The organism is Streptomyces viridochromogenes (genome assembly GCF_001270495.1).
GTDB classification, from domain to species: Bacteria; Actinomycetota; Actinomycetes; order Streptomycetales; family Streptomycetaceae; genus Streptomyces; species Streptomyces viridochromogenes_A.
This window is the reverse complement of the sequence record NZ_LGUR01000239.1, coordinates 15,045-28,672: the sequence shown is the minus strand read 5'-3', so window position 1 is coordinate 28,672 and position 13,628 is coordinate 15,045. Positions and strand designations below refer to the sequence as shown.

The window sequence follows — 13,628 nt, the reverse complement described above, 5'->3', positions numbered from 1 at the left end:
GTCGTGAACTCATGGAGAGGTCCTCCTGTGTGGGGGGAGAGAGAACCGTCGCGTGTTCCTTTTTTGGGGGGCGACGGAAAGTTCAGGTGCCGTTCTTCCCGACTGCGACTGCGACTGCGACTGCGACTCCGGCTGCGGCTCGGATCTTGTTCGAACGTGCGAAAAGAGGCGACTGGCACGGGTGTTGGGCAGGTATGGGGAAAGCGCTTTCCCGAGCTTCCCGGAGATTAATGACCCGCCTTGGGCATGTCAATGAAGTCGCCGAAACGTCATGTGAGGGCCCACCCCGGGGCCCGGCTGAGGGCCCAAGTCGCCCACTATCTTGACGAGTTCATTACCGTCCCTCAGCATTCCCTGAGCGCGATCCATTCTGTTCGGTTCTGTTCAGCCGTGTTGTGGAAGGGAGTGCCGTGCCCCATCGGCATCGCATGGTCCGGGCTCTGGCGTCAGCGGTTCCCCTGGCGCTCGGCGCGAGCCTCATGGCCGCGCCCATGGCGGGCGCCGCCGACACGGCCGACGCGGCGGACCCGGTACCGCGGAGCGCGGTCACCGTCCGGATCGACCCCTCCTACCAGCAGCAGGAGTTCGAGGGATGGGGCACGAGCCTCGTCTGGTTCGCCAACGCCACCGGCGGCTATCCCGAGCCCATCCGAAGACAGCTGGTGGACATGCTCTTCGGGGCCGACGGCCTCGGTCTCAACATCGCCCGGTACAACATCGGCGGCGGCAACGCCCCCGACGTCCGCAAGGACTACATGAAGGCGGGCGCCACCATGGAGGGCTTCTGGAAGGCCCCCGCGGGGACCACCCGGCAGGACATGGACTGGTGGGATCCGAACAACCCGGACCACTGGAACTGGGGCGCGGACGCCGGTCAACGCTGGTGGGTGGACCAGATCAAGGACAAGGTCGACCGCTGGGAGGCGTTCAGCAACTCGCCGCCCTGGTTCCAGACCGTCAGCGGTTATGTCTCCGGCGGCTTCGACGCGAGCGCCGACCAGATCCGCGCGGACCGCGTCGACGACTTCGCCACCTACCTGGCGCGGGTGACCGAGCGCATGGAGCAGGAGCACGGCATCGAGTTCGACACGATCGACCCGCTGAACGAGCCCAACACGCCCTACTGGGGCACCCAGCTCGGCGCGGACGGACAGCCCACGGGCGGGCGCCAGGAAGGCGCGCACGCGGGCCCCGAACTCCAGCAGAAGGTGATCCTCGCGCTGGACAAGGCGCTCGACGGGGCACGCACCGACGCCAGGATCTCCGCGATGGACGAGACCAACCCCGGCATCTTCACCCAGAACTGGAACGCCTACGGCACCCCCGCGCGCGCCGCCGTCGACCAGCTCAACGTGCACACCTACGGCACCGGCCAGCGCACCAGCGCCCGGGACATCGCCAAGGGTGCGGACAAGAAGCTGTGGATGAGCGAGGTCGAGGGCACCTGGGGCACCGGCACCGACTTCACCGGCATGGAACCGGGACTCGGCATCGCCACCCGGATGGTCGACGACATGCGTGAACTGGAGCCCTCCGCCTGGGTGTTCTGGCAGCCGGTCGAGGACGCCATCCCGCAGGCCGCGGCCGGCAAGAACTGGGGCAGCATCCATGTGCCGTTCAACTGCACGGCCGAGGACACCCTGGAGACCTGCCCGATCCGGACCAACACCAAGTTCCACACCATCCGGAACTTCACCCACTACATCCGCCCAGGCGACCACTTCGTGAAGGTCGACGACCCGTCCAGCGTCGCCGCCGTGAAGCGGAGCGGCCGTACGGCGACCGTGGTGCACGTGAACAGCGGGACCTCCGCGCGCTCGGTGAACCTCGATCTCTCCCGCTTCGGCAAGGTCACGTCGCGGGCCACCGTCACTCCCGTGGTCACGAGCGGCGACGGCGCCCTGGTGCGCGGCGCGCCGGTCCGGGTGACCGACCGGTCCGCCACGCTCTCCGTCCCGGCCAAGTCGGTCACGACCTTCCTGGTCGAGGGGGTCGGTGGCGTGGCACGGGACGCGGCCCTCGTCCAGCCCGGGCATGTCTACCGGCTCCAGGGGACGCAGAGCGGCAAATCGTTGGAGCCGTCGGACGACGGCAGCGGCGTCGTCATCCGAACGACCGGCACCGGCACCGACAGCGCTCAACAGCTCTGGAACATACGGAAGTTGACGCGCGGTACCGACAGCCGCGAGCGCTACGCCCTCACTCACGCCAAGACCGGCAAGCGGCTCGCCGTACGTGACGACCAAGCCGTCCTGGAGGAGCCGGAGGGCGATCGCGGGCAGGTCCCCGAAGCCGCGCAATGGGTCATGTCGACGATCGGCGACGGCACATGGACGTTCGTCAACGCCGCCACCGGCCGCCTCGTCGACGTCACCGGCCAGTCGACCGCGGACGGCGCCAAGGTGTCCACGTACACCCCGACCTCGGCCGCGAACCAGCGCTGGACCGTGACCGACGAGACCGTGCTGCGCACCGAACCGGCCGAGACGTTCACCGTCCCCGGCCTGCGGCCCGAGCTGCCCGCCACGGTGGCACCGGTGTTCCGGGACGGCACGCGGGGTGCTCTGCCCGTGGTGTGGAACCTGCCACCGGACCGGAAGTGGCGCGAACCGGGCACGGTACGGGTCAGGGGCGAGGCGACCGACCCCCTCGGGCGGAGGATCCCCGCGCGGGCGGTCGTCACCGTGGACACGACCTGAAGGTGCAGGTGCGCGTGTCCGACAGCGCCCCGTGGGTCGACGCGAGCGACCCGGTGGCGGTCGGGACCGAGGGCACCCCGGTGGTCGACGTCCCGTTGGAGGCGGGACCGGCGTCCGGGGTGCGCGTCGTCATGACCGCGCGTCAGGGCGGCTACCTCACCATGAGCGAGATCGAGGTCCACGCCGAGGCGCCGGGCGCCTCCGCGGACGCGGCCGCCCAGTCCATCGAGGTGTCCGGAAAGCCGATCCCGTCCTTCGATCCGGACACCACCACCTACCGGGTCGTCACCGACAGCCCGAGCCGGGGCCGGATCACGGCGACGGCACGCGATCCCTACGCCACCGTCGCCGTCGACCGTCTCGACGAGGACGGCGGGAAGGTGGTGGCCGTCGTCTCGGTGACCAGTGAGGACGGGTCCAGGACGCGGACGTACCGGATCCATCTCGTACGACGCTGAGGTCGCCGTGACGGGTCACGCGCCCTCGTCCGTGCGCGTGTCATCCGTGCGCGTGTCATGCAGCGCGTACAGCCCGCTGACTCGCGCACCGCGCAGGCGCTTTGCCTCGATCGCCTTCATCCCGCAGTGCAGGGCGGCCGTGCTGTGGCGGTACGCGTCTTCGATGGGGGCGTAGTAGGTGAGTGCGAAGTACGCGAAGGGGGCCGGGCGTTCGGGGGCGATACCGACGGCGCGCAGCCAAGTGGTGCTGCCCTGGTGGTAGTAGAGACAGAAGCCGGTCATGAGCGGACCGTCGTAGGCGGCGACCACGCGCGCCTGTTCGCCCATGGCCTCGGCCTGACGTTTCAGCAGGCTCGTCATCGCGTCGGTGTCGTCTCCGTGGCCGTGGGACTCCTGAAGGGCCGCGAGGAGGCGTCCGGCGTCCTCGTAGACGTCGCCGAGGCGTTGGTGGCGCAGGTCGAGTCCGGCTGCTTCGAAGGCGGCGCGCTCGTGACGTATCGCCACGCGGCGCTTGGACGGCAGGGAGGCCAGATAGTCGTCGAAACCGGCTCCCGGCAGCGGGATCGTCGCGTCGTCCTCCATGCGGTGCGGGGGCGCGCCGTACAGCGGCGCCAGCCGTCGCGTCGCGGACTCGGTCAGATACGGCCACCAGTGCGTGGTCCTGTGCCGCCCGGCGTGCTCACGAGCAGCCTCACGGAGCAGGGCCAGGCAGTGGGCGTCGACGTCGGCGGTGAGGTCCGGGTCGGTCAAGGGTGTGTTGTGGTAGCCGCGTCGGGCACCCGCGATCACACGAGGCCTCTCGGTGCCGGGCGGCAGGTGCACGGGGTCGTAGTAGGCGTTGGGTTCGTGGTGCACGAAGTACAGGGGTGCGGCCGCGACGAGGGTGCCCTCGCTGTCCCGGACCAGCGCGTACGAGGCCCTGGCCGTGGGGTCGCTCTCCTCGCCGGCGAGCCAGCGGTGCGACAGGTACACACCGGCGTGCCGGGCGATCCGGTCCCAGTCCGCCACGGGCACGGCGTGCACGCTGCTGACGATCTCGGTCTTCATGTGTCCTTCCTTCCGCCCCGCGGGGCAGGGGACTTGAGGGCCGGGAGCGCGGTGAGGGCCAGGAGACACGCCGCGCCCTGCACGGTCCAGGGCAGCAGCACACCGGCTTCGAGGAGGCCGGTGAACAGGGCGGGGGCGGCGATGTTGCCCGCGGACCAGGAGAGTTGGTACAGACTCTGCCTGCTGCCGCGCGTGGCACCGGGCGTGAGCGTGACGGACAGCTCGCTGACGGCCGGCGAGTAGAAGATCTCGGCCAGACTGAAGAGAACGATCGCGGTGACCAGGGCGGGCCATGCGGCGATGCCGGCCCCGGGCACGGCGGGCGCGGCGAACGCGAGCATGGCACACACCAGCAGGACATGGCCCAGGGCCATCGTGCGCCGAGGCTGCCCGGGGGCGGCGTGTGCCGTCAAGGGGCTGGTGAGGGTGGCGACCATCGCGGTGTTCACGACCAGCAGGATGCTCGCGGACCAGGCGGGCAGCCCGAGCGTCTCGGTGGCGTACACGGCGATGAGCACCGACAGCATGGCCTGGGACAGGACGAAGGGGATGTTGCACGTCACCAGGAGCAGGTAGCGGCGCGTGTCCCCGGCGTCGGACCTCTCGCGGACCGCTTGATCATCGCTTGCCGTCCTCGGGGGTGTGGGAGCGGCGCCGGCGCCGGCCGCGTCAGACGGAGGGCTCGTCGGCACACGGGCGAAGCAGAACGCCGCCAGCAGATACAGCGGTGCCGCCGTGGCGACGAGCCACGTCAGGGCGTGCGTGCCGAACAGGGCGAGCACGCCGGCCGCCAGCAGTGCCCCGACGCCGATGCCGATGTTGCGCAGGCTGCCGGTGAACGCGAACCAGCCGCGGGTCTCCGCGGCCGGAGCGGCGTGCAGGATCAGCGTGCGCTGCGCCGTGTAGTAGGCGTTGACGCCGGACTGCACCAGAAGGTGGGCGCCGGCGATCTGCCAGGGCCGGTCGGCGAGGAGGAAGGAGAGGAAGCCGACGGCGCTGACGATGTTGGCGACGACGGTGAGGCGTCCGGGCCCGTGCCGGTCCATGAGCCGACCGGCGACGAAGACGACGGGCAGGGCGGCCAGTTGGCCCGCGGTGACGGCTGCTCCGACCGCGGCGAGGGGCAGATCGCGCGAGGTCGTGAAGTACAGCAGGCCGAGCGGCAGGAGCATGCCGTTGCCGAGGGAGTCGATGAGGTTGCCGGCGATGAACCGGCCGTGTCCGCGGGTGGCCGGAATTCCGAGCACGCGACGCAACCGGGGCGCGTGGGGCCTGCGGGGCGTGGCGGTGTCGGTCATGTGGTGAGCAGGGCTCGGATCTTGTCCAGGATCTCCTGACGCGGCCAGGCCGCTGTCCGGTGCAGCTCCTCCAGTTGCTTGACGGTCTGCTGCTCGTCGCCCTCGGCGAGGGTGAAAACGACGATGTCGCCGTGGCTCGTGTCGTCGATGACCAACTCGTGTGCGGTGACCAGGTTCAGACGGTCCGTCAGCTCATTTCGTAGCGCCGCCGACAGGCGTTCGGCGGAGAGGAACTCGATGGCCCATCCCGTACGCCGCACGGGCGCCGGTGCGTAGTCGCCGCGCGCCATGGCGGCCAGGGCGTCGAAGGTGTTGGTGCCGGAGGCGGCGCAGGACAGCGTGGTGGCGCCGCCGATCCGCGGGTTGATCTCCAGGATGACGTACCGCGAACCGGTGTAGATCATGTCGACGTTGACGGAGCCCTGGACGCCGAGTTCCTCGCAGAGGGCGATCAGCTTGGCCGCGACGGGTGCGAAGTCGGTGTCGGCCTGCGCTCCGGGGCCGCACCAGCGCAGGTCGGCGAAGGTGAAGACGGGCTCGGTGCCCGCCGTACCCGTCCAGCACACGGGCAGTACGCGGTACTTGCCGGGCTCGCCCACGATGTCGACCGAGCACAGGGCGCCGGAGACGCACTCCTCGATCACCGCCGACACCTCGGGCGGATCGGCGAGGTAGGCGTCCAGGGCCCCGGCGTCGGGCAGCGCCCTGATCCCCATGCTGGTGGAGTCCCACAAGGGCTTGGACAGGAGCGGATAGCCGATGCCGGCGGCGGATGCGCGCAGGGCGTCCGCGTACGCGGGAAACGCCACGCCCCGGCCGGCGAGCAGATCGGAGTCGGCCTTCACGCCGCGTGGGGTGTCCAGGCCCGCGCGGACGAGGAGTCGCTTGGTCTCCCACTTGTCGCACAGGGCCAGGGCCGACGGCAGCGGGGTCATGACCGTGGGGATGCCCCGGGCGTCGAGGAGTTCCTTGACGGTGGCGTCCCGTAGCGCGTTCTCGCAGGGCAGGGAGATGGAGACGGCGGCGTCGGCGCCCCACTGAGCGACCTCCCGGGCGAGTTCGGCGGGGGTGACGGCGGCATCGAGCCGGCGGCGCTCGCCGGGGAAGTCGCCGTCGTCCGCGGTGCCGTGCGTGTGGAACAGACAGCTGTCGATGCCGAGCCGGGCCAGGTCGCGGACGCAACGCTGGATGTACGGATCGGCGCGCCGGATCTCCACGGACCGCAGAAAGGCGATCTTCTGCACGGGATTCCGCGTGGCGCCCGTCTGCGTGGGGTGCTGTGCGAGGCTGGGCATGGGGATCAACTCACTTTCACTCGGGAGTCGGCGATCACCTGGCCGGCGAGTCGGCGGGCCTCGTCGACGGACGCGGCGTGTGCCATGACATGCCCGACCCGGCCGGAACTGTCGGCTGGTTCGGGCACCCGCTCTCCGGGACGGATGTCGATCCGGCTGTGCGTTCCGGGCACCTCGGGGATGACGACCTCCTCCACCACCCCGGCCCGGTCGGGCAGCAGGAAGCGGAGCGCGGCCGCCGCGTCGCGGGTCGGGGCGATGTGCGGTGGCTGCCCGGTCACGACCCGCAGATAGGCGGCCGCTTCGCTCACGCCGGTCGCGGCTTCGACGATCTCGCAGATGTTGTCCCCGGGCAGGCGGGCCCCGGTCTCGATGACGATCGGCGCCCCGCCCGGAGGGATCTTCACCTCGGTGTGGGCGATGCCGTTGCGCACCCCGACGGCCAGCGCGGCACGCGCCGCGGTGTCCTGGACGGCCCGCACCGTGCCCGGATCGAGCCCGGCCGGGCAGGAGTGCCCGGTCTCCACCCGGTATCTGCCCGCCGTGGTGTCCTTGCGGACGACGGGCAGCGGGTAGGGCACGCCGTCGTGCACGACCGTGTCGGCGGAGAACTCCTCGCCGGCCACATAGCTCTGCAGGAGCACCCGGGAGTCCAGCGGCAGACCGTGCGGCTCGGCGCGGGTGAACCGCCCGGCGGCGGCCACCGCGGCGTCGAGTCCGTCCGGGCCCGCCACCACGCTCACCCCCCAGGAGCCGCCCTGCTCGGCGGGCTTGACGACCAGCGGCCACCCCAGCCGCCCGGACGCGGCGACGTCATGGGCCTCTTCAGCGGTGGCGACCACCAGCTCGGCGGGGGTCGGTACGCCCGCCGCACGGAACGCCTCCGCCATGGCGATCTTGTTGCGGGCGGCCTTGGCGCGCAGCGGGTCGTTGCCCGGCAGCCCGAGGCGTGCGGCGAGCAGAGCCGCCAGCGGGGTCAGCAACTCCCAGCAGACCGCCACACCCGCGATGCGATGCGCCAGACAGTACGCCTCCATGTCGTCCAACGCGCGTGCGGTGTCGGCCAGTTCGGTCAGACAGACCCCGGCGAGATGGCGGGTCAGCCAGGGCTCGTAGCCGGCGTGCACCCGCTCGTCGGTGGCCGCGTGCAGGCGTACGCCCAGCCGGGCCGCGGCCTTCACGAGGAAGGGGCCCGCGTTGCCCATGGGCTCGATCACCATCACGCCGGTCAGGTCCGGCTCGTCGCTGCTGTCCACGTGCCCCAGTGGATCGGTCGCGACGGTGCACCGTCCATCGGGCTGTTCTCTGAAAACAACTCGCTGATGACAGCGCCGAGTTGTCCGAAGCCACAACGATGACACCCCGTTGGCGTGGGGGAGTTGGTGCACAACACCGATAGCTTCAACAAAATGTTGCGTGTTCGGATCGGGGGGCACGGTCAACCGAACGGCATGGTGCGAAGGAGTCATCCATCGTGAACAGCCCGCACGACCAGCTCGCCGAGTACATCCGACAGGGCGTCATCCCGCCGTACCAGTACTCGTATCCGCCCCGCTCCACCTACCGCCCGCTGGAGGAGGGCGCCTGGGACGTCCACGACGTATGGGCGAAGGACCTGGCCAACTACCAGGTGCCCGAACTCAACCTGTATCTGCACGTCCCGTTCTGCCGCTACAAATGCGGGTTCTGCAATCTCTACACCGTCATATCCACCGACGAGGACCTGTACGACGCCTACACCGACGCGCTCTGTACGCAGCTCCGCGACCACGCGGAGATCATCCAGGCGCGCCGGCTGCGCACCGTCTACATCGGCGGAGGCACCCCCGCGCTGCTGTCGACCCGTCACTTCGAGCAGATCTTCGGCACTCTCGGCGAGATCTACCCCAACTGGCGTTCCACCGTGGAGGAAGTGGCCCTGGAGGCCACCCCGGACTCCATCGTCGCCGACCCGGACGGCTTCGGGCGGCTGCTCGACCTGGGCCTGACCCGCGCCAACATCGGCATCCAGTCACTGGTCCCGCGGGAGATCCGCGAAGCGGGCCGGGGCCAGGCGGGCGAGGACGTCATCCGCCGGGCCGTCGAGATCGTCCACGACCGCGGACTGCCGGACCTGTCCACGGACCTGATCATGGGGTTCGCCGGGCAGACGCCCGAGACCTGGCAGCACTCGGTGGACGAGCTGGCCAAGCTCGCGCCGACGACGATCTCCACCTACTTCCTCACCGTACGGCCGGACGCGTGGTTCTCCAGGACGGGCGCGTACCAGTACATGTGGAAGCCGGAACTGTACGAGCGCTACGACTACGCCCGTGAGGTGTTCACCGCCCACGGCTACGTACAGGAGGGCTCCGTCCGCTACAAGAAGCCCGGCCGCGGCGGCTACGTCCAGAAGGTCCTCACCTTCCACGGCGTACCCCTGCTCGGCCTCGGTGTCGGCGCCCGCTCCTACACCTCCGTCCTCGACTACATGACCGGCAGCGTCAAGCCGTCCCTGACCGAGGTCGCCGCATACATCGACAACGCCAGGGCCCACCGCCTGCAGCCCACGACGGGGTTCGCCCTCACCCCGGAGGAGATCGTCCGCAAGAGGCTCGTACTCGACAGCTTCGACCTCGACCTGTCCGAACTCGACCGCTTCGGCCTGGACGCGATCGCCCCGGAGGTGGCCGAGATCCTCGACGCCGCCCAGGCCAACGGCCTGGTCCACCGCGTCGGCCCGCGCCGCGTCCAGCTCACGCCCAAGGGCTTCAAGTACCGCGACATCCTCTCCTGGATGTTCTACTCCGACCACGTCAAGGGACTCGACCGCGCGTACTACGAGGGTCTCCACGAAGCCAACGCGCGGGCGCGCAGGAACATGGGCACGCCGGTGCGCATCACGGGGATCGGCACCGGCCGGGAGACCGCGTGAGCGACCTGTTCATCGCCGCGGGCGGCGGCGGGGACCCCGTGGGCACCGCGATCACCGCGGCGACCGTGGGCCGCGTCCTCACCGGCACACCTCTCGGCGAGACCACGATCGCCACGTACGCCTGGGAACGCCTCGAAGTCGACCCCACCCCCGGCCCTCTGGGATGCGTCCATTTCACCGGTCTCGCACTCCAGGCAGGCATACCGGTCATCACACCCATCACGCAGCCGATCGCGCCCGCCGGCTCCACGCTGCCCGACCTGGCCGCGGACCTCACGGCACGCCTGGTCCTGCTCGACCCATGGCAGGGGCTCGCCGCGATGGCCGACCAGCTCCGACGCCTCGTGGACGCCGGACACGACCACGTCCGCATCGTCGACGTCGGCGGAGACATCCTCACGCACGGCGACGAGGACACCCTGTGCAGCCCGCTGGTGGACGCGCTGGTCCTGGCCGCATGCCGGCTCGCCGGAGTGCCTGCCACCGTGTACGTCGCCGGTCCGGGAACCGACGGGGAGATCCCCCAGGCCGACGTCCTGGACCGCCTCGACGGCGAGGCTCTCACCCCCCTCGGGCAGGACGTGGCCGCGATCCGAACGGCCCTGTCCTGGCACCCCTCGGAGGCGTCCGCCCTGTTCGCGGCGGCCGTCGACGGCGTACGCGGACCGGTCCGCACGGTGAACCACCGCATCCTGCTCACGGACGCGTCCGCCCGCATCCACTCCACCGGCCTGGACGAGGCCGTCGCCCACAACACGGTCGCGGCGCACCTGCTCGCCGCGCCGCCGCCGACACTGGAAGCCGCCGCCGACCTGTCGGCCAAACTCACCGGGCTCCACGAGCTCGACCGGGAACGCGTCGGAGCAAGGGAGCCGTCACCGTCGGCCAGGGCCGCCCTGCCCTGGACCGAACAGGCCGCGCGAGAGGTCATCCGAGCGGCGGCACAGGGCGCACCGTACGTCACACTCCGGTTCGCCGCCCGTGCTCTCGGGCTGACATGGCGTCAAATACCGTCTCTGCGCGGGCTGTTGGGTGCCGAGGGGGCGGTGCTTGCCCTGGTCTGACCATGCGCCTAGGGGACGGTTGCCGCGAACCCATACCAAAGCAGTCGAAGCATCCGTACTGCGGCAATCTCCCTTTGAAGTATGACGAGAGGGGACGTGCGGGTACGAGCGTTCAGCCCAACCGACGCTCGGAAGCCGTCCGTCCCCCTCGATGTGACTTTCCCCATTGCGCCGTCCGACCGGCCCCGTGAGTCTCTCGTGGAACACGTGTCCGAAGAACTGTTATCCCGGGCCCGCCGATCGATCTCCCAGGTATCGGACAGCACCGTTCGGCGTCGAGGACAGGGAAGTTTTTGATGAGTACAGAGCGCACGAGGGAGTCGGCGGCACTGGTGATCGCTGCCAGAGGCGGCGATCCGGAGGCTCAGGACGCCCTGGTCAGCGCGTACCTCCCGCTGGTCTACAACGTCGTGGGGCGGGCCCTGAACGGCTCGGTCGACGTCGACGACGTCGTGCAGGACACGATGCTCCGTGCCCTGGACGCGCTGGGCGCTCTGCGCACTCCCGAGAGCTTTCGCTCGTGGCTCGTGGCGATCGCGATGAACCAGGTCCGGGCGCACTGGCACGACCGGCAGTCCGCCCCGGGTGCCGTCGAGGAGGCCGAGGAGCTCGCGGATCCGGGCGCCGACTTCGTGGACCTGACCATGGTGCAGCTCCAGCTGTCCGGCCAGCGCAGGGAGACCGCACGCGCCACGCGCTGGCTGGAGCCGGACGACCGGGGCCTGTTGTCGCTCTGGTGGCTGGAGTGCGCCGGTGAGCTGACCCGGACCGAGGTGGCCGAGGCCCTGGAGTTGTCGCCGCAGCACACGGCGGTCCGGGTGCAGCGGATGAAGGCACAGCTGGAGGCGGCCCGGGTCGTGGTGCGGGCGCTCGACGCACGGCCGCGATGCGGTGAACTGCAGGGCGCGCTGGCCTCCTGGGACGGCCGGCCCTCGGCACTGTGGCGCAAGCGAATAGCCCGACATGCCCGTGGTTGCGGTCATTGCTCCGGGTTGTGGAGCGGGTTGATGCCCGCCGAGGGGCTGCTGGCCGGTCTGGCGCTGGTCGCCGCGACGCCCGCCCTGCTGGACAGCGTCCTCTCCGCCTCCGGCGGGATGGCCCTGGCCGGCTCGGCGTCCCGGCCGGCGCCGTCCGCAGGCCGCGGCACATCGGGCCCCGGATCCGGTCACCATGGCGGGCGCGGCCGCGCGGCCTCCCGCAGCGAGGCCCGCCGACGCCGACGCAACCGGCGCCGAGCCGTCGGCGGTGCCGTCGTGGCGGCCTGTGTGGCGGGCGGCGGCCTCTGGTACCTCGACACGGAGCCCGGGACCGGCACCGAGGAGGCGGCTGCCTCGCGGACCGCCGGCGCTCCCGCCGTGGACCTCGCGGAACCCAGCCCCGTCAAGACATCCCCGTCGCCTTCGAAGTCACCGTCGCCGTCCGCGTCGCCCTCGAAGAAGGCGACGCCCTCCAAGTCCCCACGCCCGACCAAGAAGAGCGTGCCGGCTCCCCGGCCGCCCACGCGGCCCACGCGGACCGCGTCCAGCACCCCGCAGACCCAGGCGGCCCCGACGGGCGACGTCGCGCAGGTGGTCGCGCTGGTGAACAAGGAACGGTCGGCCGCCGGATGCGGCCCGGTCTCGGAGGACCCGCTGCTCAACAAGGCCGCCCTGGGCCACTCCGAGGACATGGACGCCCGCGACTTCTTCGACCACACCAACCCCGACGGCGCCGACCCCGGGCAACGCATCACCGCCGCGGGCTACACCTGGTCCACGTACGGGGAGAACATCGCCATGGGCCAGCAGACGCCGGAGGCGGTGATGGAGTCCTGGATGAACAGCCCGGGCCATCGCGCCAACATCCTCAACTGCTCGTTCAAGGACATCGGCGTGGGCGTCCACAAGGCTTCCGGCGGCCCTTGGTGGACCCAGAACTTCGGCACGAAGCAGTGAGACGGACCGCCCGGCGCCGGCGGCCGCGGGACTCGTCGACGAAGGACTGGACGGCGCCGCCCTCTACCTCAGCTGTGTCGTCTCCAGCAGGGCCCGGGCCATCAACCGTGCGGGCCGCTCGGTGTGTTCGGCGACGCGGCGGAAGGTCTCCTGGGCGGGGCGGGCCGGCCAGTCGGGGGGAAGGTGCCGGGCGGGGAGCCGGGGGTCCGTGCGGATGGTCCAGAGCCATTCGCTGACCAGCCGCAGCCGGGTTCCGATCGGGTCGTCGCCCGGTCCGGCGTCCAGGAGGGCGGTCCACCGCTTGTCGAAGGTGACGTACCGAGCGGCGATGCTCTCCAGGTCCCAGGCGCCGTGGATCATCTGCGCGATGTCGGTGGCGTCGTCCGCCTGGGCGTGGAAGATCTTGACGTGGTCGGCCAGACCGAGCTCCGCGACCACGGCGGCGACGTCGACCTTCCCCGGGGCGATCCACAGCCCGCTGTAGAGCGCGCCGAACCCGGACCAGGTGAGCCGGGAACGCAGGTCGTGGCGCTGGCGCTTCCAGGAGTCGGGCAGCGAGAACCCGAGCAGGGTCCAGGAGCCGTCCCAGTCGTCGTTGACCGCGCCCTGATGCCAGATGCGGGTGCGGCCGTCCTCCAGGACACGGCTCGCCTGCGGGGTCAGGCCGAAGAACATCTTGCGGCCCTCGCGCTGGCGCCGCAGCAGGCCGCGGTTGACCATCCGGGTGAGGGTCGAGCGCACGGCCTGCTCACCGACCCCCACGCGTCCGAGCACGTCGATGATGCTGCCCGAGTAGACGCACAGGTCGCCTTCCGCCAGGACGTGGTTGCCGAAGAAGGTGAGCATGAGCGACTGGGGGCGCTGCTGCGGCCCCTCTGAGCTGCCCTGGGCGTCCAGGATGTCGTCGTCCTCCACGGTG

At 70.8% G+C, this 13,628-nt stretch carries 8 protein-coding genes and 1 pseudogene; 4 read left to right on the top strand and 5 right to left on the bottom strand.

Translation table 11 applies throughout. From position 1 onward, the window contains the following. Window positions 1-428 precede the first annotated feature (428 nt). A pseudogene (locus tag ADK36_RS37035) lies at window positions 429-3,157 on the top strand (glycoside hydrolase). Window positions 3,158-3,172: 15 nt separating this feature from the next. Here ADK36_RS37035 and ADK36_RS37030 read toward each other — a convergent pair. From ADK36_RS37030 to ADK36_RS37015, 4 genes are read right to left on the bottom strand one after another with little or no spacing between them, the layout of a single operon-like run. Continuing rightward, window positions 3,173-4,204 carry a peptidogalycan biosysnthesis protein gene (locus ADK36_RS37030; RefSeq protein WP_053200726.1) on the bottom strand — a complete coding sequence of 344 codons (1,032 nt, stop codon included), beginning with the start codon at window positions 4,202-4,204 and terminating at the stop codon, window positions 3,173-3,175. Further along, a complete protein-coding gene (locus ADK36_RS37025) occupies window positions 4,201-5,502 on the bottom strand; it encodes an MFS transporter (protein ID WP_053200725.1) in 1,302 nt (433 codons plus the stop codon). The genes ADK36_RS37030 and ADK36_RS37025 overlap by 4 nt, the downstream gene beginning before the upstream one ends. Beyond that, entirely contained in the window at window positions 5,499-6,797 is a 1,299-nt protein-coding gene (locus ADK36_RS37020; protein ID WP_053200723.1) for an ATP-grasp domain-containing protein, read from the bottom strand. Before ADK36_RS37020 ends, ADK36_RS37025 begins: the two co-directional genes overlap by 4 nt. 5 nt (window positions 6,798-6,802) lie before the next feature. Beyond that, entirely contained in the window at window positions 6,803-8,053 is a 1,251-nt protein-coding gene (locus ADK36_RS37015) for an ATP-grasp domain-containing protein (protein ID WP_048585880.1), read from the bottom strand. A gap of 218 nt (window positions 8,054-8,271) precedes the next feature. Between ADK36_RS37015 and ADK36_RS37010 the strand changes: the two genes are divergently transcribed. The 3 genes from ADK36_RS37010 (at window position 8,272) to ADK36_RS37000 (ending at window position 12,709) form a co-directional block, all read left to right on the top strand. Then, window positions 8,272-9,711, top strand: coding sequence for a coproporphyrinogen-III oxidase family protein (locus tag ADK36_RS37010; RefSeq protein WP_053200721.1), 1,440 nt, complete (start codon window positions 8,272-8,274; stop codon window positions 9,709-9,711). Next, window positions 9,708-10,775 carry a DUF1152 domain-containing protein gene (locus ADK36_RS37005; RefSeq protein ID WP_053200719.1) on the top strand — a complete coding sequence of 356 codons (1,068 nt, stop codon included), beginning with the start codon at window positions 9,708-9,710 and terminating at the stop codon, window positions 10,773-10,775. The genes ADK36_RS37010 and ADK36_RS37005 overlap by 4 nt, the downstream gene beginning before the upstream one ends. A 296-nt stretch (window positions 10,776-11,071) precedes the next feature. Further along, window positions 11,072-12,709 carry a sigma-70 family RNA polymerase sigma factor gene (locus ADK36_RS37000; protein WP_048585877.1) on the top strand — a complete coding sequence of 546 codons (1,638 nt, stop codon included), beginning with the start codon at window positions 11,072-11,074 and terminating at the stop codon, window positions 12,707-12,709. 63 nt (window positions 12,710-12,772) lie between these two features. Here the strand turns inward: ADK36_RS37000 and ADK36_RS36995 are convergent, their stop codons facing one another. Continuing rightward, entirely contained in the window at window positions 12,773-13,624 is an 852-nt protein-coding gene (locus tag ADK36_RS36995) for a PaaX family transcriptional regulator (protein ID WP_048585903.1), read from the bottom strand. Window positions 13,625-13,628 lie beyond the last annotated feature (4 nt).